The 21,231-nt window shown below is 73.8% G+C and carries 17 protein-coding genes and 1 pseudogene; 7 read left to right on the top strand and 11 right to left on the bottom strand.

From position 1 onward, the window contains the following. Nucleotides 1–16: 16 nt before the first annotated feature. The 7 genes from ABD241_RS17655 to ABD241_RS17625 are packed head-to-tail and all read right to left on the bottom strand — an operon-like array spanning nt 17 to nt 8,335. Nucleotides 17–742 carry an SDR family oxidoreductase gene (locus ABD241_RS17655; RefSeq protein ID WP_344065759.1) on the bottom strand — a complete coding sequence of 242 codons (726 nt, stop codon included), beginning with the start codon at nt 740–742 and terminating at the stop codon, nt 17–19. Further along, entirely contained in the window at nt 739–2,214 is a 1,476-nt protein-coding gene (locus tag ABD241_RS17650; RefSeq protein ID WP_344065756.1) for a PfkB family carbohydrate kinase, read from the bottom strand. The genes ABD241_RS17655 and ABD241_RS17650 overlap by 4 nt, the downstream gene beginning before the upstream one ends. Then, nucleotides 2,211–2,846, bottom strand: coding sequence for a D-sedoheptulose-7-phosphate isomerase (locus ABD241_RS17645; RefSeq protein WP_344065752.1), 636 nt, complete (start codon nt 2,844–2,846; stop codon nt 2,211–2,213). The genes ABD241_RS17650 and ABD241_RS17645 overlap by 4 nt, the downstream gene beginning before the upstream one ends. Continuing rightward, complete coding sequence (locus tag ABD241_RS17640; protein ID WP_344065749.1) at nt 2,843–4,045, bottom strand: glycosyltransferase; 1,203 nt, start codon at nt 4,043–4,045, stop codon at nt 2,843–2,845. The genes ABD241_RS17645 and ABD241_RS17640 overlap by 4 nt, the downstream gene beginning before the upstream one ends. Beyond that, a complete protein-coding gene (locus ABD241_RS17635) occupies nt 4,042–5,148 on the bottom strand; it encodes a glycosyltransferase family 9 protein (RefSeq protein ID WP_344065746.1) in 1,107 nt (368 codons plus the stop codon). The genes ABD241_RS17640 and ABD241_RS17635 overlap by 4 nt, the downstream gene beginning before the upstream one ends. Beyond that, complete coding sequence (locus ABD241_RS17630) at nt 5,145–6,704, bottom strand: HAD-IIIA family hydrolase (RefSeq protein WP_344065743.1); 1,560 nt, start codon at nt 6,702–6,704, stop codon at nt 5,145–5,147. Before ABD241_RS17630 ends, ABD241_RS17635 begins: the two co-directional genes overlap by 4 nt. After that, nucleotides 6,701–8,335, bottom strand: coding sequence for a carbamoyltransferase family protein (locus ABD241_RS17625; protein ID WP_344065740.1), 1,635 nt, complete (start codon nt 8,333–8,335; stop codon nt 6,701–6,703). Before ABD241_RS17625 ends, ABD241_RS17630 begins: the two co-directional genes overlap by 4 nt. A gap of 197 nt (nt 8,336–8,532) precedes the next feature. Between ABD241_RS17625 and ABD241_RS17620 the strand changes: the two genes are divergently transcribed. Genes ABD241_RS17620 through ABD241_RS17605 form a run of 4 tightly spaced genes read left to right on the top strand, consistent with a single transcriptional unit; the run spans nt 8,533 to nt 12,642 of the window. Next, nucleotides 8,533–9,876, top strand: coding sequence for a UDP-glucose dehydrogenase family protein (locus ABD241_RS17620; protein WP_344065737.1), 1,344 nt, complete (start codon nt 8,533–8,535; stop codon nt 9,874–9,876). Between the two features lie 6 nt (nt 9,877–9,882). Beyond that, entirely contained in the window at nt 9,883–10,872 is a 990-nt protein-coding gene (locus ABD241_RS17615) for a glycosyltransferase (protein ID WP_344065734.1), read from the top strand. After that, complete coding sequence (locus tag ABD241_RS17610; protein WP_344065731.1) at nt 10,869–11,765, top strand: glycosyltransferase family 2 protein; 897 nt, start codon at nt 10,869–10,871, stop codon at nt 11,763–11,765. Before ABD241_RS17615 ends, ABD241_RS17610 begins: the two co-directional genes overlap by 4 nt. Before the next feature lie 10 nt (nt 11,766–11,775). After that, the gene (locus ABD241_RS17605; protein ID WP_344065728.1) at nt 11,776–12,642 is read left to right on the top strand and encodes an alpha/beta fold hydrolase; all 867 of its coding nucleotides are present in this window, start codon (nt 11,776–11,778) and stop codon (nt 12,640–12,642) included. A 9-nt stretch (nt 12,643–12,651) separates the two neighbouring features. On the opposite strand, the gene ABD241_RS17600 is transcribed toward ABD241_RS17605, so the two are convergent. From ABD241_RS17600 to ABD241_RS17585, 4 genes are all read right to left on the bottom strand, one after another. Then, entirely contained in the window at nt 12,652–13,329 is a 678-nt protein-coding gene (locus tag ABD241_RS17600; protein ID WP_344065725.1) for a VOC family protein, read from the bottom strand. 92 nt (nt 13,330–13,421) lie between these two features. Then, nucleotides 13,422–15,029: an alkaline phosphatase PhoX gene (locus ABD241_RS17595; protein ID WP_344065722.1), complete on the bottom strand. Its 1,608-nt coding sequence runs from the start codon at nt 15,027–15,029 to the stop codon at nt 13,422–13,424. Nucleotides 15,030–15,289: 260 nt separating this feature from the next. Continuing rightward, on the bottom strand, nt 15,290–17,200 hold the full coding sequence (locus ABD241_RS17590; protein ID WP_344065719.1) for a phosphocholine-specific phospholipase C: 1,911 nt from the start codon (nt 17,198–17,200) through the stop codon (nt 15,290–15,292). Between the two features lie 260 nt (nt 17,201–17,460). Next, nucleotides 17,461–18,630, bottom strand: a complete 1,170-nt coding sequence (locus tag ABD241_RS17585; RefSeq protein WP_344065716.1) for a S53 family peptidase — start codon at nt 18,628–18,630, stop codon at nt 17,461–17,463. A gap of 157 nt (nt 18,631–18,787) precedes the next feature. Here ABD241_RS17585 and ABD241_RS17580 point away from each other — a divergent pair, with 157 nt between their 5' ends. The 3 genes and pseudogenes from ABD241_RS17580 (at nt 18,788) to arr (ending at nt 21,067) form a co-directional block, all read left to right on the top strand. Beyond that, nucleotides 18,788–20,056 (top strand): M48 family metallopeptidase, encoded by a 1,269-nt coding sequence (locus ABD241_RS17580; protein WP_344065714.1) that lies wholly within the window; start codon nt 18,788–18,790, stop codon nt 20,054–20,056. Nucleotides 20,057–20,113: 57 nt separating this feature from the next. Beyond that, a pseudogene (locus tag ABD241_RS20705) lies at nt 20,114–20,503 on the top strand (putative immunity protein); the annotation flags it as partial. Between the two features lie 111 nt (nt 20,504–20,614). Further along, the gene (arr, locus tag ABD241_RS20700; protein ID WP_425580844.1) at nt 20,615–21,067 is read left to right on the top strand and encodes an NAD(+)--rifampin ADP-ribosyltransferase; all 453 of its coding nucleotides are present in this window, start codon (nt 20,615–20,617) and stop codon (nt 21,065–21,067) included. Nucleotides 21,068–21,231 lie beyond the last annotated feature (164 nt).

Here is a 21,231-nt window from a genome sequence, read left to right as displayed (position 1 = left end):
GCCCTCGCCTGCCAGCTCAGGGCCAGGACCCCTCGACGGAGGGCGTGATGACGAGTTCGCGCACCTCGCACCCCGGCGGCTGGCGCAGCGCGAAGAGGACTGCCGCGGCGACGTCCTCGGGGCGGTTGAGCTTGGCGTCGGGACCGGGCTTGTACTGGTCGGGCCGTCCGTCGAAGAACGCCGTCTGCATCCCTCCGGGGACGAGCGTCGTGACCCCCAGCCGGCCCTGGGTCTCGACGGCGAGCGCCCGCGAGAAGCCGATGACGCCGAACTTCGAGGCGCAGTAGGCCGTCGCGTCGCTCAGGACGCGCAGCCCCAGGGTCGACGCGACCGTCACGACCCGGCCGCCGCGGGAGAGCAGCGACGGCATGGCGGCGCGGACCACTGCGGCCGTGCCGAGGAGGTTGACCTGCAGGACCCGGTCCCAGTCGGGGCCGTCGATCTCGTCGAAGCGGCCGCACGCGTCGGTGCCGGCGCACGTGACCACGCCGTCGACCCCGCCCGCCTTCTCGACGAGTTCGCTGACCGCCTGCTCGGCGGCCCGGCTGTCGGCGAGGTCGACGATGCCGACGTCCGACTCCGGCAGGTCGAGCACGCCCGGGTCGGGCTTCCGCCGGTCGAGCACGAGGGGCCGGCCGCCCTCCTGCGCCACGGCGCGCGCCACGGCGGCCCCGAGGCCCGAGGCGCCCCCCGTCACGAGCACGGTTCCCACTGAGGGGGATTCCGCTGTCGAGGTCGTCATGCGTCCTTCCTTCCTGATCGCGATCGGCTCGCGGCCGATGCCACTGTCGAGCCCGGCTGGGCACGCTGTCCGGTCGCCGCTGCCACGAGGGCCGTCGTCGAACGGCCCTCGACGTAGGGCAGGACGACCGCCTGCCCGTCCCACTCCTCCAGCACGGCGAGCTCGGGCACGTCGGCGCCCGCGTAGTCGCCGCCCTTGGTCCAGATGGCCGGCCGCACCCGGCGCAGCACCTCCACCGGGGTGTCCTCGTCGAAGAGCACCACCTCGTCGACGCACTCGAGCGCCAGCAGCACCCGGGCGCGGTCGGCCTCGGGGACGATCGGGCGGCCGGGACCCTTGAGCCGTCGAACCGAGGCGTCCGAGTTGAGGCAGACGACGAGCCGGTCCCCCAGCGCCCGGGCGGCGCGGAGGGTCTCGATGTGGCCGGTGTGGAGCAGGTCGAAGCAGCCGCCCGTCGCGACCACGGTCGGCGCGCTGCCGCCCGGGACACCGTCGCCAGCGGAGACCCCCAGCGCCTGCCACGCCGGAGCCAGGCCGTCGAGATCGTCGAGGCATGCCGGCCCTCCGCTCGAGACGTAGTCGGCCGAGCGGCGGACCCCTTCGGCCACGGCGTCGGCGATGACGGAGCCCGAGCCGAGGGCGACCGCGGCGGACACGGCCAGGCGGTCTCCGGCTCCGCACGCGTCGATGCAGCGCACGTCGGGCGCGGGCGCCAGCACCGGCGTACCGCTCCCATAGGTCAGCAGGGCACCTCGGGCGCCGAGGGTCACGGCGACCCCCTGCGCCTGCCAAGCACGGCACAGCGCCTCGGCCCGCCGCCGGGCGGCGACGAGCGAGTGCGGCGGGCCGCCGGCCCCGAGGCCCTCCCGCGCGGCCAGCACGCCAGCCTCGTCCTCGTTCGGCGTGACGAGCCGGACGCCGGGCACGGGCCGGCCGCCGCGGGGGTGCGGGTCCCAGACGACGGGTATGCGGCCCGCGACCTCCGCGATCACCTCACGGAGCCCGTCGGCATCCACCGTGCCGCGACCGTAGTCGGAGACCAGCACCGCGCCCGCCTCCCGCACCGCCTCCAGCGCGCGCTGGGTGGCCGCACCGACGCCGCCCGGGGCGCCGCCGGTGTCGAGGCGTACGAGCGACTGGCCCTCCGCCCGGATGCGCCGCTTGACCGGGGTGGCCCCCTGCGGGCGCAGCGCCACGACCTCGACCGGCGCGAGCAGCTGTCGCAGGCGCTCGCCGCCCTCGTCGTCTGCGAGCGCCGTCACGAGCACCACCTCGACGCCGTCCCGCGCGGCGAGCGCGGCGGCGAGAGCCGCCCCGCCGGGCCGAGCCCGCTCGACCAGCTCGTCGAGCACGGGCACCGGGGCGTCGGGACACAGCCGTCCGGCGCGGCCGTCGACGTCGATGTCGAGCAGGGCGTCGCCGACGACGACGAGCGGGCTCTTGAGGACGGTCGGTCCCGACGCGCCGGTCACGCCGGCCTCCTGACGGCGGTGACGTCCTCGCGCGTTCGGCTCGGCAGCACACCGAGGGCGCGGTCGAGGCCGGCGCACAGGATGTGGACTGCCACGAGGTGCAGCTCCTGCACGGTCGCCGTGAACTCGGCGTCCACGCTGAGGGTCTCCTCGGCGACCTCGGCGAGCGGGTTGGGGGCTGGCCCCGTCAGGGCCCAGACGACCAGGCCCAGCTCACGACCGCGCCGCGCCGCCTCGACGACGTTGGGGCTGCGCCCGCTCGTCGAGAGGAGCACGAGCACGTCGCCCTCGCGGCCGTGTGCCTCGACCTGCCGCGCGAAGAGCTCCTCCGGCGGGTAGTCGTTGACGACCGCGGTCAGGGTCGAGGTCTCGGAGCTGAGGCAGATGGCCGAGAAGGGCCGCCGGTCGAGTCGGTAGCGGCCGACCAGCTCGGCGGTCAGGTGCTGGGCCTGCGCGGCGCTGCCGCCGTTGCCGGCTGCGAGCAGGCGGCCGCCGTTCTCGAGGGTCGCCGCGAGGCGCGCCCCCCAGCGGTCGGCGAGCTCGACGCAGGGGCTGAAGGTGCTCGCCGCCTGCACGAGGGCTGCGAGGTGCTCGTGGTCGCACGGGGTGAAGGACGTGAGGCCGGCGTTCATCGGGCCACCGCCCCTCGGGTCGTCTCGGCAGCCACGTCGGCGTAGACGTCCTCCGTGGCCGCGGCCACGCACGACCACCGGTAGAGCGCCACGGCGCGGTCGCGACCGGCGCGGCCGTAGGCCTCGCGCGTCTCCTCGTCGGCCACCAGCCGGCGCAGCACCCCGGCCAGCGCGTCCGGGCGGCGGGGCGGCACCAGCTCGCCCGTCTGGCCGGGCAGGACCGTGTCGAGCAGGCCACCGACGGCGGAGCCGACGACCGGCCGTCCGCAGGCCATGGCCTCGACGGGCACGATGCCGAACGGCTCGTACCACGGCACCGCGACGACGATGTCGGCCTCGTTCATCAGCCTCGGGACGTCGTCGCGTCCGACGCCCCCGAGGAAGGTGACGCGGTCCTCGACGCGGAAGCGCCGGGCCACCTCCCGCAGGCGCCGGATCTCGGGGTCGGTGTCCAGCTGCGACGGGTGCGGACCGCCGGCGACGACGAGGTCGACATCGGGCACGGCGGCCAGCGCCTCGATGGCGTTGCCGACGCCCTTGCGCTCGACGAGCCGGCCGATCGAGAGCAGCCGTGGGCGCTCACGTGGCGGGACGGCATACGGCCGGAAGACGTCGGTGTCGACGCCGCAGGGGACCACGGTGGCGCGGCGCGCGGGCAGCCCCATCCGTCCGAGCTCCTCGACCTCGTCGCTGCACGTGGCGATGACCCGGTCGACCTGCCGGCACAGCCGCCGCTCGATGCCCAGCCGTTCGGGCGGGCTGGTGTCGCGGGCGCCCTGCTGGTGGCGCTTGACGGTGCCGAGGGCGTGGAAGGTCTGGACCACGGGAGTGCCGACGCGGCGAGCGGCGCGCGTGCCGGCCATCCCGCTCATCCAGAAGTGCGCGTGCACGATGTCGACGGGGCGCTCGCTCCACTGCGCCTCGAGGTAGCGGGCGAAGGCCGGCATGTGCGGCAGCAGGTCGTCCTTGGGGACCTCCTCGGGCGGGCCGACCGGCACGTGCTCGACGACGTAGCCGTCGGGCGTCTCCACCCGGGCCGGGACGTCGGGGCCGGTCCACCGGGTGTAGACGGTCACGTCGTGCCCGCGAGCCGCGAGCTGCGCCGACAGGGCGCCGACGTGCACGTTCTGCCCGCCTGCGTCCACGCCGCCCAGCAGGGCGAGGGGGTTGGCGTGCTCGGACACCATGGCGATCCTCATGACATACCTCCTGGGACGGTCTGGCTGAGGGCTCCGTCCCCCAACGGGTCCGGCGACGAGCGGGACGGGCGCCGTTGCGGCGCAAGGGACTCGACGGCCTGCAACGCCTCGGTCGCGGTCACCGAGGTCAGGCAGGGGTGGCCCGGGAACGGGCACGCCGTCACGCGGGTGTCACGGCAGGGGGCGTCTCCCCGGCCGAGCACCACGACGGGCACGCCCCACGGCCGCCACCTCTCGAACGGCACGGTCGGGGCGAAGAGCGAGGCCACCGGGGTCCCGACGGCGGCTGCGAGGTGCGCCGGACCGGTGTTCGCCGCGACGACCACGGACGCGGCCCGCAGGACGCCTGCGAGCTCGCCGAGGGGCGTGCGGCCGCCGAGGTCGACGACGTCACCGCTGCCGTATGCCGCCGCCACCCTCGCCGTCAGAGCCCGCTCCGCGGGACCGCCGGTCACGACGACCCGCCGTCCGCGCTCGGACAGCAGCCGGGCGAGCTCCGTCCACCGGTGCTCCGGCCAGGCTCGCGCCGGGACCGACGCGCCCGGGTGCAGGACGACGAAGTCGTCGGACCACGGGAGGGACGCCACCCACGGCAGCCAGGGCTTCGGCGGCGGGAGCACCGCCAGCCGGCCGTCGTCGCCCTCGGGCAGCTCGTAGCCGGCCGCCCGCACGAGCGACAGGGCACGCTCGACCTCGTGCAGGCCGTCGGGCGGCCGGTGCCGCAGGTCGAGCAGGCTGCCGGGGTAGTCGGTGCTCGCGGCCCCGACCCACGGCACACCGGCGAGGCGCAGGAGCAGGGCCGTCGGCAGGGGCGACTGGTGGAACGAGGTGAGGACGAGCGCCCGGTCCGGTGCCAGGGCGCGGACCGTGTCCACGAGCTGGTCCACGTGCCCGCGCTCGACCGGCTCCGGTCTCGGGTCGATCCAGGGGCAGCTCCACGTGACCACCTCGTCGACACCGGGCAGCAGCTCCCCCGCGGCGGCGCCGTGGGGACCGCACACCATCGTCACGCGCTCGGCTCCCGCCGCGACGGCCCGGACGGCGGGCCCGGCAAGCAGGACGTCTCCGGCGTTGTCGAGACGGACGACCAGCACGTGGCTCACCAGCGACCTCCCAGGAGGGCGTCGACGGCCGAGCCGAGGTCCGCCGCCACCAAGGGCGCGTCCTCGACCTCCTCCCGACGGGTGGCGCCGTTGGGCACGAGCACGCCGACCGCGCCGGCCGCTCCCGCCGCGGCGACGTCGGAGCCGATGTCGCCGACGACGACCGTGCGTCCGGGGTCGACACCGAGCCGGGCGCAGGCCTCGAGGACGAGCCCCGGCTCGGGCTTGCGGCAGTCGCACTGCTCGTCCGGCGCGTGCAGGCACTGGCTCCAGACGTCGAACGGGCCGAGCAGCTCCTGCACCCGTGCGTTCACCGCACCGAGCTCGCGCTCACTGATCAGGCCGCGTCCGACGCCGGACTGGTTGGTCACGACACCGACGCGGATCCCGTTGCAGCGGAGGCGATCCAGCGACTCGCGGGCGCCCGCGACGGGCCGGACGGCCTCGGGGTCGGAGTTGTAGGGGACGTCGTGGACGATCGTGCCGTCGCGGTCGAGCAGGACCAGGTCGGGCGCTCCGCGCCACGGCTCGGCGTCCCGGTGCCGCACCCGGCCGCGGACGGCATACACGACGGCGGCGAAGGGGATGACGACGCTGGTCGCGGCCATCCGCGCGACCTCCCGGGGGTCGCGAGGGCCGGGGAGCACGCGCGCGGAGAGGAACTCGGTCGTGAGGGCCGTCCAGCCGAGTCCGGCCACGGCGGCCACGCGACGGCGACCGGCCAGGGTCGCGGTCAGCGCCGCCAGACCCGTGGCGACGGTCGCCACGTGCAGCGGCAGCCTGCCCTGGGCGGCGTGGGTGCGAGCGCGCCAGGCGCGGCCGTGCAGCCGGCGGATCAGCGCGTCGTCGACGTTGCCGACCTGCCGGCGCACGCTGACCCAGTCGTCCGCGGGCCGGACGGGGTGCAGGACCTGCCGGCTCCCCCACTCGATGCGGCCGCCCGCCTCGGTGGCCCGCAGGCACAGGTCGACGTCCTCACGGTAGGCGCGGGGGAAGCGCTCGTCGAAGCCGCCGACCGCCGCGAGGGCCGCGCGCCGGAACGACATGTCGGCGGTGATCCACAGGGCTCCCTCGAGCCCGGCCGTCGAGCGCTCCCAGTCGGTGGGTCGACGGTCCTCGGGCAGCGGCACGCGGAGCCGGCCCTGCGAGCCGACGACGTCCGGGCCGACGCGCCGGAGGTCCTCGACCAGGCCCGCGTACCAGTCCTCCGCGGGCAGGACGTCGTCGTCGAGGAACGAGACCCACGGCGTGCGGGCGTGGCGCCAGCCGAGGTTGCGCGCCGCAGCCGGCCCGCGTCCGCCGCTTCGCAGCACGGTGACCGGGAAGGGCAGGTCGTCGAACCACGCCGGCGGAGCCACCGGATGGTCCTCGCGGCGGTCGTCGACGAGCAGGACGGGAGCCGTCATGGTGGTGGACTGCCGCGCGAGGCGTTCGAGGAGGGTCAGCAGCGTGTCCCGACCCACCGTCGGCACCACGATCGTGGTGACCGGCTCCGTGGTGTCCGGCTCCGTGTCCGGCTCGGTGGTGTCCGGCTCCGTGGTGGCGCTCGTGGTCATGCCCGCGGCCGCCGCACGACGAAGGGTCCCATCGCCAGCAGGTCGACCGGCGCGGACCCGAAGCACTCGAGGGCGTCCCGTGGGCTGTCGACCATGGGCCGGCCGGCCGTGTTGAGGCTGGTGTTGACGACGACCGGGATGCCGGTCAGCTCCTCGAAGGCAGTCAGCATCCGGGCCACGAGGGGCTCGTCGCGGGCGTCGACCGTCTGCACGCGAGCCGTCCCGTCGACGTGGACGACCGCCGGGATGCGGTCGCGCCACTGCGGGTCGACGTCGTGGACGAAGAGCATGTACGGCGAGGGCAGGGGCCCGCGGCCGAAGATCTGTTGCGCGCGCTCGGCGAGCACCATGGGCGCGACCGGCCGGAACTGCTCGCGTCCCTTGACGTCGTTGAGCCGTTCCAGGTTCTGCTCGCGACCCGGGTGGGCGAGCAGCGACCGGTGCCCCAGGGCACGGGGGCCGTACTCGCTGCGCCCCTGGAACCACGCGACGATGCCATCCGCGGCCAGGCACTGCGCGACCTCGCGGGCCACGTCGCTGGATCGCTCGTAGGGCACGCGGGCGGTCTGCAGCACGCTCTCGAGCTCGTCGTCGCTCCACGAGCGGCCGAGGTCGGCGCCGGGCATCGGGGCGCACCGGTCGCCGCCGTCCGACGCGACGGTGAGCGCCGCACCGAGGGCGGTGCCGGCGTCGCCGGCCGCGGGCTGGACCCAGACGTCGTCGTAGGGGCCGTCGGCGTGCAGTCGCGTGTTGGCGACGCAGTTGAGGGCCACCCCACCGGCGAGGGCCAGGCGGGGCGCGCCGGTGCGGTCGTGCAGCCAGCCGACGAGCTCGAGCAGGACCTCCTCGAGCCGGGCCTGCACGCTGGCGGCCAGGTCGGCGTGCTCCTGGGTCCACGGGTCGTCCGGGCCGCGCGGCTTGGCCAGCGCGCCCCAGTCGATGGGCTCGGTGCGGAAGCCGCCGTCACCGGTCGTCGTGACCGCCCGGCGCAGCTCGTCGGCGAACTGCGGCGTGCCGTAGGACGCCAGGGCCATGACCTTGAACTCGTCACTGCTGCGCAGGAACCCGAGATGCTGGGTGACGTCCTCGTAGAGGAGCCCCAGGGAGTGCGGAAGGCGCTGTGTCGCAAGCGTTTCCAGGCTGCCGTCGGCATAGTGGCCGGCGAGGTGGCTGGCTCGCTCGCCCCGGCCGTCGAGCACGAGCACGTCGGTGTCGCCGGTCGGTGCGGCCAGGGCCCCGGACGCGGCGTGCGCCACGTGGTGGGGCACGAAGCGTACGCAGGCGGGGTCGAGACCGGGAAGCGCGCTGGCGAGGAACGACGGCGCCCGCTGCGCGTAGGTCTGGCGCAGGTGGTCCCACGGGTCGTGCAGCCCGAGCTCGTCGGCCGGCCGCGCCAGCGCGGGGTCGTAGGAGTAGGCGACGGCGTCGAGGTCCGACGCGTCGAGGTCTGCCTCCTCGAGGCACCAGCGCGCCGCCAGCTCGGGAAGCTCCCACGCGGCGAAGGGAACCGGGCGATGGCCGTGCTTGCGGCGCGAGAGCCGCTCCTCCTCCAGCGCGGCGACCGTCACGCCGTCGACGACGAGTGCCGCGGCGGGGTCGTGGAACAGCGCGTTGACACCGAGGACCTTCACGACGCCTCCAGCAAGGTGGGGTGGTGCTTCTCGGACAAGCGGTTCCCACTTCTCCGACTCGCGAAACCACTTCTCGTCGGAGAAGTGCTTCTCGGGCTCGGAATCGCAGGTTTTGTACAGCCTTCAGCCCTCGGAAGGGCCGGGCCGCCCCGCGGTCGAGGGCGTTTGGGGACCCGAGAAGCGGGAAAGTGCCGGGCGTGCGTATCTCCGTGATCGGCACCGGTTACCTCGGCGCGACCCATGCCGCTGCCCTGTCGGGCTGGGGTCACGACGTGGTCGGCATCGACGTCGACCCGTCGCGCGTGACGCAGCTCGCTGCCGGCATCGCGCCCTTCCACGAGCCGGGCTTCGACGAGCTGCTGCTCGAGGGCGTACGGGCCGGGCGCCTCACCTTCAGCACCGACCTGTCGGCGGCGGTCGACGCCGACGTCCACTTCCTCTGCGTCGGCACGCCGCAGAGCGGCACCGGGCACGGGGCGGACCTGACAGCGCTGTGGCAGGCGGTCGACGCCCTCGCCCCGCACCTGCGCCGCGGCGCCCTCGTCGTCGGCAAGTCGACCGTGCCGGTCGGGACGGCGGCCCGCGTGCAGGAACGCCTCGAGGACCTCGTGCCGCCGAGGCACGGGGTCGAGGTGGCCTGGAACCCGGAGTTCCTGCGGGAGGCCCACGCGGTCGAGGACTCCCTGCACCCCGACCGGCTCGTGCTGGGGGTGGCATCGGACGCCGCCGAGACGCGGCTGCGGGAGGTCTACGCGCCGGTGCTGCGCGACGGCATACCCGCCGTCCGGACCGACCTGCAGACAGCCGAGCTGGCCAAGGCGTCGGCCAACGTCATGCTCGCGAGCCGGATCTCCCTGGTCAACATGCTCGCCGAGGTGTGCGAGGCGGCCGACGCAGACATCGAGCGCCTCACCGAGATCCTCGGTCTCGATGCCCGGATCGGGCCGCGCTACCTCTCGCCCGGCATCGGCTTCGGCGGCGGCTGCCTCCCCAAGGACCTGCGGGCGTTCGCGAGCCGCGCCACCGAGCTCGGTGTCGACTCCGCCTCAGAGCTGCTCGGCGCGGTCGACGCCGTCAACACCCACCAACGCCAACGGGCCGTCGACCTCACGGTGCGCCTGCTCGACGGACATCCGCATGGACGCAACGTCGCGGTCCTGGGCGCCGCCTTCAAGGCCGACTCCGACGACCTGCGCGACTCCCCGGCGCTGGCGGTCGCGGGCGCAGTCTCGCAGCTGGGTGCCTGCGTGCGCGTCTTCGACCCGCAGGCCGGACGGCACCTGCGCGACCGGGTCGACCTCGAGGTCCACGACAGCATCGAGTCCGCCTGTGCTGCTGCCGAGGCCACGCTCGTGCTCACGGAGTGGCCGCAGTTCGCCGAGGTCGACCCCGTCGCCCTCGGACGCGTCGTCGAGCGCCGGGTAATCGTCGACGGCCGGCTGGTCCTGGACCCCACCCGCTGGGCCCGTGCCGGCTGGCGGGTGCACGCCTTCGGTCGCGGCGAGACGACACCGTCTGCGGTCTCCCGGAAGGCCGGGTGACGGCGCGTGCGCATCCTCATCTGGCACGTCCACGGCTCGTGGACCACCGGTTTCGTGCAGGGCCCGCACGACTACGTCGTGCCCGTCCTGCCCGACCGGGGGCCGGACGGGGTGGGTCGCGCCCAGTCGTGGGACTGGCCGGAGCGCGTACGCGAGGTGCCTCCGGAGCGCCTGCGCGACGAGGAGCTCGACGTCGTCGTCCTGCAGCGTCCCCACGAGCTCTACCTCGTCCGCGAGTGGACCGGCCGCGTGCCCGGGAGGGACCTGCCTGCCGTCTACCTCGAGCACAACGTGCCGGGCGGTCGGGTGCCCTTCGACCGGCACCCGATGGCCGACCAGCGCCGCATCCCGGTCGTGCACGTCACCGCCTTCAACGCCCTGCTCTGGGACAACGGCCGGGCTCCCCACACGGTCATCGACCACGGGGTCGTCGACCCGGGCCACCGCTACACCGGCAAGCTCGAGCGGGTGGCAGTGGTCGTCAACGAACCGGTACGCCGCGGCCGGGCAGTCGGCACGGACCTCGTCCTGGAGCTCGCCCGCCGACACCCGATCGACGTCTTCGGGATGAAGGCGCACGCGCTCGGAGACCTCCCCGACGTCCCGGCCGGCCTCGACACGGTCGAGGACCTCGACCAGGAGCGGCTGCACACCGAGATGGCCCGGCGCCGCGCCTACCTCCACCCCAACCGCTGGACGTCCCTCGGCCTGTCCCTCGTCGAGGCGATGACGCTGGGCATGCCCGTCGTCGTCGTGGCCAGCACCGAGAGCGCGATCGCCGTGCCGCCCGAGGTCGGGATCGTCAGCACCCGTCCCGACGAGCTGGCCGCCGGCGTGCGAGACCTGCTCCACGACGCGGACCTCGCCCGGGCGATGGGGCAGCGGGCCCGCGAGCACGCCCTGCGCCGCTTCGGGCTCAAGCGCTTCCTGCACGAGTGGGACGCCGTGTTGGCCGCCGTCTCCGCGGGACAGCCCCTGCCGGGGGTGGTGGAGTGAGTGACGGTCCCCCTCCCCGGGTCACCGTCGTGGTCGCCACCCGCAACCGGTGGGACGACCTCCGGAAATCGCTTCCCCACCACGCCCCGCACCCGGTCATCCTCGTGGACAACGCCTCCGACGACGGCACCCCTGACGAGGTCGAGCGGGCGTTCCCCGAGGTGCGGGTGGTCCGGCTGCCGCGCAACGCCGGGGCGGTCGCCCGCAACCTCGGCGTCGCGCAGGCCCGCACGCCCTACGTCGCCTTCGCCGACGACGACTCGTGGTGGGAGCCGGGAGCGCTCGACCTCGCTGCCGACCTCCTCGACAGCGATCCCCGGCTCGGCCTGCTCGCCGGCCGCATCCTCGTGGGCACCGACGCGACGCTCGAGCCGGTCTGCACGCAGATGGCCGAGTCCGCGCTCGGGACCCACGACGGGGAGCCCGGACCGCGGGTGCTCGGGTTCATCGCGTGCGGGGCGGTGGTACGCCGGACCGCCTACCTGCAGGCCGGTGGCTTCGACCCCGTCGTCTTCTTCGCCGGTGAGGAGGAGCGCCTCGCCCTCGACCTCGCAGCCGACGGCTGGGCCGTCTGCTACGCGCCCGAGCTCGTCGCCCGCCACTTCCCCTCCCCCACCCGGGACGTCGTGGCCCGGCACGTCCGCATCGCCCGCAACACCATGCTGACCGCCCTCATGCGCCGTCCCTGGGGCGTCGTCGCGCGGACCGCGCGACGGACCGCGCGAAGCCCCCATGGCGTACGCGGACTGCTGGCGGCGGCGCCGAGGGTGCCTGCCGCCCTCCGGTCCCGACACCTGCTCCCCCCGACGGTCGAGGCGGACCGGCTCCTGCTCGACGCGGCGGGCTCGGGATCGGCGCCGCTCCCGCACGGAGCCCGGGCGGAACTGCCCTAGAGTCAGGCGGGTGGGTGTCCAAGGCGAGGTGACGCAGGACCCCGGTGCGGAGAGCCGACCGGGCACCGCTGCCGACGCGCTGGACCTGCCGACGACACCTGGGCCTCCGAGGATGCAGGAGCGCCTGACTCCCGTCCGCGGCCGCGTCGTCCGCTCGCTCTCGGTCGGTGAGAACCTCTCTGCGACAGCGCCGCTCGTCGTCGTGCTGCCCGGCCTCGGCCTGACCTTCTACGCCCGGCACACCGCTGCCGCCCTGGCAGCACGCGGACTGCCGTGCGCGGTGCTCGACCTACCGGGCTTCGGATCGGACCGGCCGCGGTCCACCCGGCCCGACATCCACGCGCTCGGCCTGACGGCGGCCCGCTGGGTCGAGAGCCAGGCATCCGACCGCCCGGTCGTCGTCCTCGGACACTCCACCGGCGCGCAGGCAGCGCTGACGGCTGCCCTGGCGCTGGGCGTGCGCCGCACCCGGCTCTCCCTCGTCATGGCCGGCCCGACCTTCTGCCCGCAGCAGCGCCGGCTCACCGGCCTGGCCCTCGCGACGGCGCTCGCCTACCGGGACGACAGCCCGAACGAGTTCGACCCCGCCGAGGTCTGGCGTGGCCGCGGCGGCATCGCCGCCATCCTGGGTTCCGGCCTGTCAGACGCGCCGGAGGATCGCATCGTCCACCTGCGCGCGCCGCTCACGCTGACCTCGGGGGCGCACGACGCGTACGCGCCGTTCGACTGGCTCGACCGGCTCGCGAGGTCGGCACGCAACGCGCCCAGCGTGCGCACCGCTCGGCTCGGCGGATCGCACAACAACCTCTTCACCCACCCGGACGAGGTCGCGGGCCTCGTCGCCCTGGCAGCGCAGGACGCCGCGGCGGCCGGCTGACCGGCTCCGTCAGCCCGGTCCGCTGTCGGCAGCCGGGTCGCGTGCCTGCCACGTGCAGAGGCACGCCTCGTTGCCCTCGGCGTCGGCGAGGACCCAGAAGGCCGGCGCGCGGTCGTCGGAGACGAGCCGGCCACCGGCGGCGAGCGCCCGCTCCAGCCGCCCGGGCGCCTCGTCGTGCGCGACCGTGACGTCGACGTGGATCCGGTTGCGCTGGGGCCGAGGCGCATCCATCTGCTGGAACCAGACAGCGGGGGCCATCCGCATGGGGTCGCGCAGGTCGTCCCTGCCGACGGCGTCGTAGCCCAGCACCGCCTCCCAGAAGGGGCGCACCGCGTCGATGTCGAGCGCGTCGATCGCGATCTCGGCGACGGTCAGGCGGCCGGGCTCGGACACCAGCCCGAGCTCGTCCACCAGCTCGTCGATCGCCCGCGCGACGGTGACATCTCGGGGCGTCACGCCGTCGACCTCGGCGCTCGAGAGGGCCAGGTGCACGACCTCGCGGCGCATGTCGATGTCGGGATGGTGGCCGTGCTGTCGTCCGATGGCACCCACCCGGGCGACGAGCTCCAGCGCGGTCTCCGGATCGCCCGCGCGGACGGTCAGGTGGACGCGCTGGAGCAGGAACCGCCAGTTCGGCACGGCGTCGGAGGCAGCCTGCCGGGTCAGCTTGTCGAGTCCGTCGGTCATGGCACGACGGTAGTCCCGGCCGGTGACGAGCGCCGGGCCCGGCAGCGCACGACGCGCCGCCGGGCCCGAGCCCCTGTCACCCGGAGGCGCGGTCAGTCCCGCCCGTCCGTGCGGGAGCCGTTCCAGTGGATCTCCCACGTGGTGTTGTCGCCGTGCTGCTGCGTCCAGAAGGTGCGCCACGCGAGGCTCGTCGTCGGCTGCGGCAGCTTCGCGCCGAGCAGGCCCGCCGCCGTGGGGTCGCCGTCGGAGACGTGGATGCCCGTGATCTCGTTGTCGCCGTCGTTGTAGGACGGGCCGCTCATGGCGTCGAAGGTCGCGGAGGCGTCACGCCCCTCGGCGAGGAAGCGCACGGGACGGGGAGCGCGAGCACCCTCGGCGGCATACGACCGCTCGTCCTCGGCACGGCCCTTGCCGAGGTGGTAGACGTAGCCGGAGTCGAGCGCGTTGCGCTGGGTGTGCATGCCGTCGCCGGCGTCCTCGACGACGAGCAGGTCGTCGGCCGTGGCGAAGGCGATGTTGTCGAGGCCGGTGTGCTCCTGGTCGCCGACGGCGGCGATGGAGATGCGACCGCCGTCGGCGCTCGGGCTCGACTGGGAGATCCGGAAGACGCCGCCATACGTGCCGGGCAGGGTGCTCGACGTGCTCGTGTCGCCCGTCTCGGTGAAGTAGAACTCCTTGAAGCCGGTGCCGGGACGGAAGACGCCGTTCTCGGGGCGCTTGAGCGGCGTCGCGTTCGCGGCCCTGGCGGCGGCCGTCGCGTCGAAGGCCTCGGTCGTGCCGGCGTGGATCGTGACCCACTTCGTGGCGAACGACGTTCCGTAGGTGTGCAGCTCGCCGATGAAGGCGTCGGCTGGGTTCGCCTGCAGCTGCGAGGCCGTGGCCGGGGAACCGTCACGGCGCTGGATCTGCAGCGCCTGCAGCTCGCCGCCCTTGGTGAGGTCCGCCTTGTCCGTCGGGACGAAGCGGTAGACGTAGCTGTTCGGCACCTTGCCGCCGCTCGCGCTCTTGCCGCCGATGTCCTCGACGATCCAGACGTTGCCGTCGGCGTCGTTCTGGATGCCCTCGTAGCCACCGGAGCCGAGGGCCGGAAGGCGCGTGGCCTTGCCGCCGTCGACGGGGTCGCCGTTCGCGTCCAGGCCGACCGCGAAGACGCCGCCCTTGGGGGCGCTCGACTCGGCGGTGAGCAGCAGCTGCCGGGTGAACGGGTCCCAAGTGATGCCGTCGATGGTCGGGTAGGCGGCCCCGGCCGAGTCGGTGTCGGAGATGAGCGTGACGCGCTTGAGCGGGTCGGTCTCGTCGAGATTGATGCGGGTGACGTAGCCGCGCGGGCCGATCTCGTGGCCCTGGTAGAGGAAGCGCTTGCCGCCGAGGACGAGGTAGACGTTCTTGTCGGGCTCCGTCTTGTGGGCCTCGTTCCTCGTCTGCGTGAGCGGCGCGCCGTCGAGCGTGTTGTAGCCGTAGTGCGTGACGCCGTTGGCGGTGTCGGGGTTCGTCAGTGGCAGGTTGCCCCACGCCACCGACGTCTGCCTGGCCGAGGGGGTGAGCACGTTGTCCTGGATGCCGGACCGCGGGTTGGCGTCGGGCACGTTGACGACCGGCAGGCCGCCGCGGGCCTCGGCGGCCGACCCACCGAGGGCGAAGGCGGCGGCCGCGGCCAGCGTGCCGACGAGGCCGGCCTTGAGGGTGGTGCGAGTGTTCACGGAGATGCCTCTCGTGCAAAAGGGTTGGGGCGTCTGGGAGTTCGCTGCCAGACGCCCCAACTCTCTGTGTCCCGGCTGGCAGGGCCGTTCACACCACGTGAACTGCCGACGATCACTGCGCGACGTGTGGGTGACGTCGGCGTCCCCGCCCCCGGTTCAGCTGTTGCTGCGGCCGAGCGCGGGCTCGCTGGTCGAGGGGCGGCCGTTCTCGAGGTGTCCGGCGAAGCCGCGCAGGAAGCTCGTCCCCTCGGCCACCACGGTCAGGTCGTACCAGCCGCCCGTGCCTGCGGTGTCGATCGTGACGGGCCGCCGGCCCACGCGAGTCCGGCCGCCGTACGCGTTTCGACCATCACCTCGACGCCGCGGGGCGCGTCCACGTGGACGACGACGCGCTGGCTGCGTCCCTCGCGACGCAGCTCGACGCGTACGTGCTCGGCGCCGGGACCACCGGCGAACCGGCGGAAGAAGCCGTTGGGACCGTGCAGGTGGATGTCGTACTCACCGGTGACGGGCCAGGTGGCGCGCAGCTCGTCCCCGGCGCCCACCGTGTAGCTGTGCGGCGGGCCGGCGGGCGCGATGAGCCGGGCCTGCACGTGGACGCCGCGCCGGCCGCGGTTGTCGAGGTCGACGGTGATCGCCCCGGCGGTCTGGCGCTCGAGCACCTCGAGGTCGTAGCCGATGGGTCTGGCCGGGCGGGTGCCGGGCTCCTGGCTCGGCATCGTGCCCTGGGCCGGCGGGGTGGGGCGGTAGCTCGGGTGGCGCTTGTCGTCGAAGGGCTTCCAGCTCGTCGTAGTGGGCAGGGCCGGCACCGCCTGCACCGTCTTGGAGAAGTCGAACGCCGACGTCAGGTCCCCGGCGACGGCCCGGCGCCACGGCGTGATGTTGGGCTCCATGACGCCGAAGCGGGCCTCCATGAGCCGGATGACCGACGTGTGGTCGAACGTCTCCGAGCAGACCCAGCCGCCGGTGCTCCACGGGGAGACGACGAACATCGGCACGCGCGGCCCCATGCCGTACGCGCCGGGTCCGTGCTCGCCGTCGTAGAACTCGTGGTCGGTCGGCACCGTCGAGGCGCCAGGGATGACAGGCGAGTTCGCGTGCGGCGGCACGAGGTGGTCGAAGAAGCCGTCGTTCTCGTCGTAGGTGATGAGCAGGATCGTCTTCGCCCACACCTCCGGGTTGGACGTCAGCGTGTCGAGGATCTTGGAGATGTACCAGGCGCCGTAGTTGGTCGGCCAGTTCGAGTGCTCGCTGAAGGCCTCGGGGGCCGCGATGTAGCTGACGGACGGGAGCGTGCCGGCCTCGACGTCCTTGCGCAGCAGCTCGAAGTAGTCCTGCCCGTCGCGGGCCCTCGTGCCGGTCCGCGCCTTCTCGTGGAGCGGGGAGCCCGGTGCGGCGTTGCGGTAGCTGTCGAAGTAGAGGAGCGAGTTGTCGCCGTAGTTGCCGATGTAGGGGTCGGAGGTCCAGCCCCACGAGCCGGCGGCGTCGAGCCCGGTTCCCTCGTCCTGGTAGACCTTCCACGAGACCCCGGCCCGCTCGAGGCGCTCGGGGTAGGTGCGCCAGTCGTACCCGAGCTCGTCGTTGTAGAGCACAGGCCCGCCGCCCTTGCCGTCGTTGCCGGTCCAGCCGCTCCACAGGTAGTAGCGGTTGGGGTCGGTGTTGCCGATGAAGGAGCAGTAGTACGCGTCGCACACCGTGAAGGCGTCGGCGAGGGCGTAGTGGAACGCGGCGTCCTCACGCTGGAGGTATGCCATCGTCGTCGTCCCCTTGGCGGGCACCCACCCGTTGTAGTGGCCCTTGTTCACGGCTGCCTGGCCGTCGGTCCAGCTGTGCGGCAGGCCCTCGAGGAAGGCGGCGCCCAGGTCGTCGGTGGTGGGGTGGAAGGGCAGGATCTCGCGGGTGCCGTCCGACTGGTGCCACACGTTGCGGCCACTGGGCAGCTGCACCGGGTGCGGGTCGCCGAAGCCGCGGACGCCGCGGAGGCTGCCGAGGTAGTGCTCGAAGGAGCGGTTCTCCTGCATCAGGACGACGATGTGCTCGACGTCCTTGATGGTGCCGGTGGCACGGTTGGCGGGGATGGCGGCGGCGCGGGCGATGCTCTGGTCGAGCATCGTGGCCGCGGCGGCACCGCCGGCGATCTGGAGGAAGCGGCGGCGGTCGAGGTTGACCATGGGGGTTCTCCTGGGTGGAGGTGGCGTCGGGAGCGTCCCCAAACCTCCTCCGCCCCGGCGAACGCGGTTCGGCGTGCAGGTGTCCGGCGCGCGAAGTCGTGGTCAGCCCTTGGTCAGGCTCGACCCGGGACCGGCGGGGGCTCGCGTCAGCGGCGCGTGAGGAGCACGAGGGGGATGGCGCCTTGAGGCGAGGGCCGAGGACCGGGACACAGCGAAGGGGCCCGTCCTGGGACGGGCCCCTTCGGTCCGGCGGCTCGGGCTCAGAACGCGCTGGTCCCGTTCGGGGTGCCCAGACCGGTCGGGCCGTCCCAGCCGGTGCCGGAGGTGCACCACACCGACGTGGAGCACGTGCCGTTGGAGCCTGAGGTGACGTCGTTCAGGCCGGAGCTGTGGCCCCAGGTGTACGAGGCGGGGTAGCCCGAGGTGTTGCCCGAGAGCGCGTACACGCTGCCGATGATGGGCGAGGAGGCGCTGGTGCCGCCGTAGACCTGCCAGCCCTTGCGGCCCTGGTAGGAGGTGGAGTCGTAGACGGCGACACCCGTGTTGGGGTCGGCCACGGCCGACACGTCGGCGTTGGCCTTGCCCGAGCACTGCGTCGCGGACGTCTGCCACGAGGGCTTGGCGTTCAGCGTCGAGCAGCCGCTGCCGGCGCCGCTCCAGGCCTTCTCGCTCCAGCCGCGAGCGGTGCCGGAGGCCTTGGAGAGGCTCGTGCCGCCGACGGCGACGACGCTGTCGAAGGACGCCGGCGACTCGATGCCGTAGCCGTTGTCACCTGTGGAGGCGGTGATGGCGATCCCTGGGTGGTCGTAGGCCGAGGTCCCTGCGGAGTCCGAGCCGCCGTAGCTGTTGCTGATGGCCGAGACGCCTTGGGTCGCGGCGTAGTTCACACCGGCGCCGAGGTTCGCGAACGAGCTCGAGCTGGCCTCGACGAGCAGGATCTTGCAGTCAGGACACGCCGCCGACACCATGTCGAGGTCGAGGCTGATCTCGGTGGCCCAGCCCGCGTCGGTCCTGGGGTAGCTCTTGCCGCCGGTCTGGTTGACCTTGCGGAAGCACCCGTTGGCGGTGGTGCACGCGGGGAGGTTGTACTGCGAGCGGTAGGTGGCGAGGTCGGCCTCTGCCGTCGGGTCGTCGTAGGCGTCGACGATGGCGACCGTGCGGCCGCCGCTGGTGAGTCCCGCCAGACCGTAGGCGGACTGGATGTCGGCCGGGCCGTACCCGCTGGGGGTGGCGGTGACCTGGGGCTTGCCGGTGGCGTCGACGACGACCATGGCGTGGCAGCCGGCGGTTCCGGGCACCGGCACCGCGCAGACCCGTGCCGCCCGGTGGGCAGCACCTGTCGGTGATGGCTGGGCCATCGCGGACGTCGCACCGACCATGAGCACGAGGGCGCCGGTCACGGCAGCAAGGGACAGAGCCGAACGTTTCACTGATCCTCCAGGTTGGGATGTGGACGCCCGGCGCAACGTCGACGTGTCTCGAAAACCCCCGCTCCCCGAGGCCTCCCTACCTTGGTTCGCGCGGTGTGTTTGGGACGGTACGCGCGGTTCGGTAAAGCGTTGGCCAGCGTTTGGGCAGACTTGTGCCGTGGACTCCGGAGCATGGGCCGTGGCGGCGCTGGTGGCGCTCGGCCTCGCCCTGGCGGTCGCGGCGGTCGTGGTCGTGCCGTGGCGGCTGCCCGGCCCCACGCGCGCCGCCCGCGCTGCGGCGTTCCGCGAGGTGCCCGAGGACGTGGTGGACCGGGGCCGCGCCCTGCACGCCGCGCTGCGCCCGAGCGCGTACTCCTCACTGTTCGCCGGGCTGGTGACGCCCCTCCTGCTCGGCCTCACCCCTGCGGGAGCGCACATCGTCGGCTGGGTGGCACAGCCGTTCGGTGGCCACTGGCTGGCCCAGGCGGTGCTGGGCGGGCTGACTGTCCTCGCGATCGTGTGGCTCGTGCCCCTGCCGTTCGCGGCGTGGCGTCACGTAGTGCTCCGGGACTGGGGACTGTCCACGCAGTCCTGGCGCGGTTGGGTGGCCGACCTCGGCAGGAGCGGCGCGGTCGGGCTCGTCCTGGGTGCCGTGCTGCTCGCCGGCTTCTACACGCTCACGCACGTCGCGCCGGACTGGTGGTGGGCCTGGGGCGCGCTGGGTGCCGCCGCCCTCGTGGTGCTGCTGTCCTTCGTCTTCCCGGTCCTCGTCGAGCCGGTGTTCAACCGGTTCACGCCCATGCCGGCCGGCTCGCTGCGCGACGAGCTGATGGAGCTGGCTGCTCGGGACGGGCTCCCGGTGCGAGAGGTGCTGGTCGCGGACGCGTCGCGACGCACGACCGGGCTCAACGCGTACGTGTCCGGCTTCGGCGCCACCCGGCGCATCGTCGTCTACGACACCCTCGTGGGCAAGGCGTCCGCCGGCGAGGTGGGCAGCGTCGTCGCGCACGAGCTGGGCCACGCCAGGGCCCGCGACCCCGAGCTCGGCACGCTGCTCGGCGCGGTCGGCGCTGCGGCGGCGGTCGTCGCGCTCTACCTTCTCGGTCAGTGGGACGCCCTGCTGCGCCGGGCCGGAGTGGACTCCATCGGGTCGCCGGAGGCGATCGCGCTGGTCCTGGCAGTGGCGGCGCTGGTGGGCCTCGTCACCGGCCCGCTGCAGAACGTCGTGTCGCGCCGGATCGAGGCCCGCGCAGACCGGCACGCCCTCCGGTTGACCGGTGACCCGGCGACGTTCGCAGCGATGCAGCTGCGCCTGGCTTCCGTCAACACGGCGGACGTGCGCCCACCGCGGCTCGAGTACGTCCTCTTCGCCACGCACCCCGACACGGTCGAACGCCTGGCAGCTGCACGAGAGGCAGGGGCGCCACTTGGGGACGAAGAGCTCTGAGCAGACACCCGAGGTCCTGACCGACCGCAGGAGCGTCCGCTGTGCGAACCTCAGGAGATGCAGACAGGGGTGGGCGACTTTCCGCTGACGACGGACGAGCTGCGGGCCGTCGTCGCGTATGCCGTGTCGTGCGCCGAGCGCGCGCTCGTCGTCTTCGAGAGGGAACGTCCCCACGACCCTCGCCCGGCAGCGGCACTCGAGGCCGCGCGGGCCTTCGCCGACGGGGCGCGACGGTCACGCCTCCAACGGACTGCTGCCACCGAGGCCCACCGCGCCGCGAAGGAGTCTGCCGGCGAGGCCGCCCGGCACGCGGCTACTGCTGCCGGGGATGCGGCCGCGGCGGCATACCTCCATCCGCTGGCCAAGCCGAGCCAGCTGCGCCACATCCTGGGGGCTGCCGCGCACGCAGCCCGGGCGGCCGAACTGGCCCGGGGCGACGATCCGGTGGTCGCGGAGTACGCCATCACCGCTGCGGCCAAGCTGGCCACACCGGTCGTCCTGGACGTTCTCGGCCGGTACCCGCGCGTGCCGGACGGCCGGGGCCGCGTCACCGCACTCATGCAGCGGCTCGACAGCCTGCTGCGAGACCCGCCTCCTCCGCCTCGCCACGTCGACGACCCCGGCCCGTTCTTCCACGGGACGAAGGCCGACGTGCGTCCGGGCGACCTGCTCACTCCCGGATGGCGCTCCAACTACGGCTCCCGGCGAACGGCGAAGCACATCTACCTGACCGCCACCCTCGTCGGGGCCCCGCTGGCGGCCGAGCTCGCCCACGGCGACGGCCCGGGACGCGTCTACCGGGTGGAGCCGCTCGGCACGATCGAGGACGACCCGAACGTGACCGACAAGCGCTTCCCCGGGAACCCGACCCGCTCCTACCGGACGACCGAGCCGCTGCGGGTGCTGGAGGAGATCACCGGGTGGGAACGCCCCGACCCCGAGATGATCCGCCACATGCGCGCCCGGATGGCCGAGCTGGCCGAGCTCGGCATCGAGGCGATGGACGACTGAGCAGCGGAAGCGCTCCCGGATGGTGCACGGAAACAGGCTGGGAGACGGTTCTCCGGAGCGCTTGGCCCCGGACATGCGACAACCCCGTCAGAAGATATCTGGCGGGGTTGTCGTGAATGGTTGTCCGGCTGCGTCCTACTCTCCCACACCGTCACCAGTGCAGT

Source organism: Terrabacter lapilli (genome assembly GCF_039531305.1).
Taxonomy (GTDB): domain Bacteria; phylum Actinomycetota; class Actinomycetes; order Actinomycetales; family Dermatophilaceae; genus Terrabacter; species Terrabacter lapilli.
Note: the sequence above shows the minus strand (reverse complement) of the source record. Positions and strands in the feature narration are given on the sequence as shown.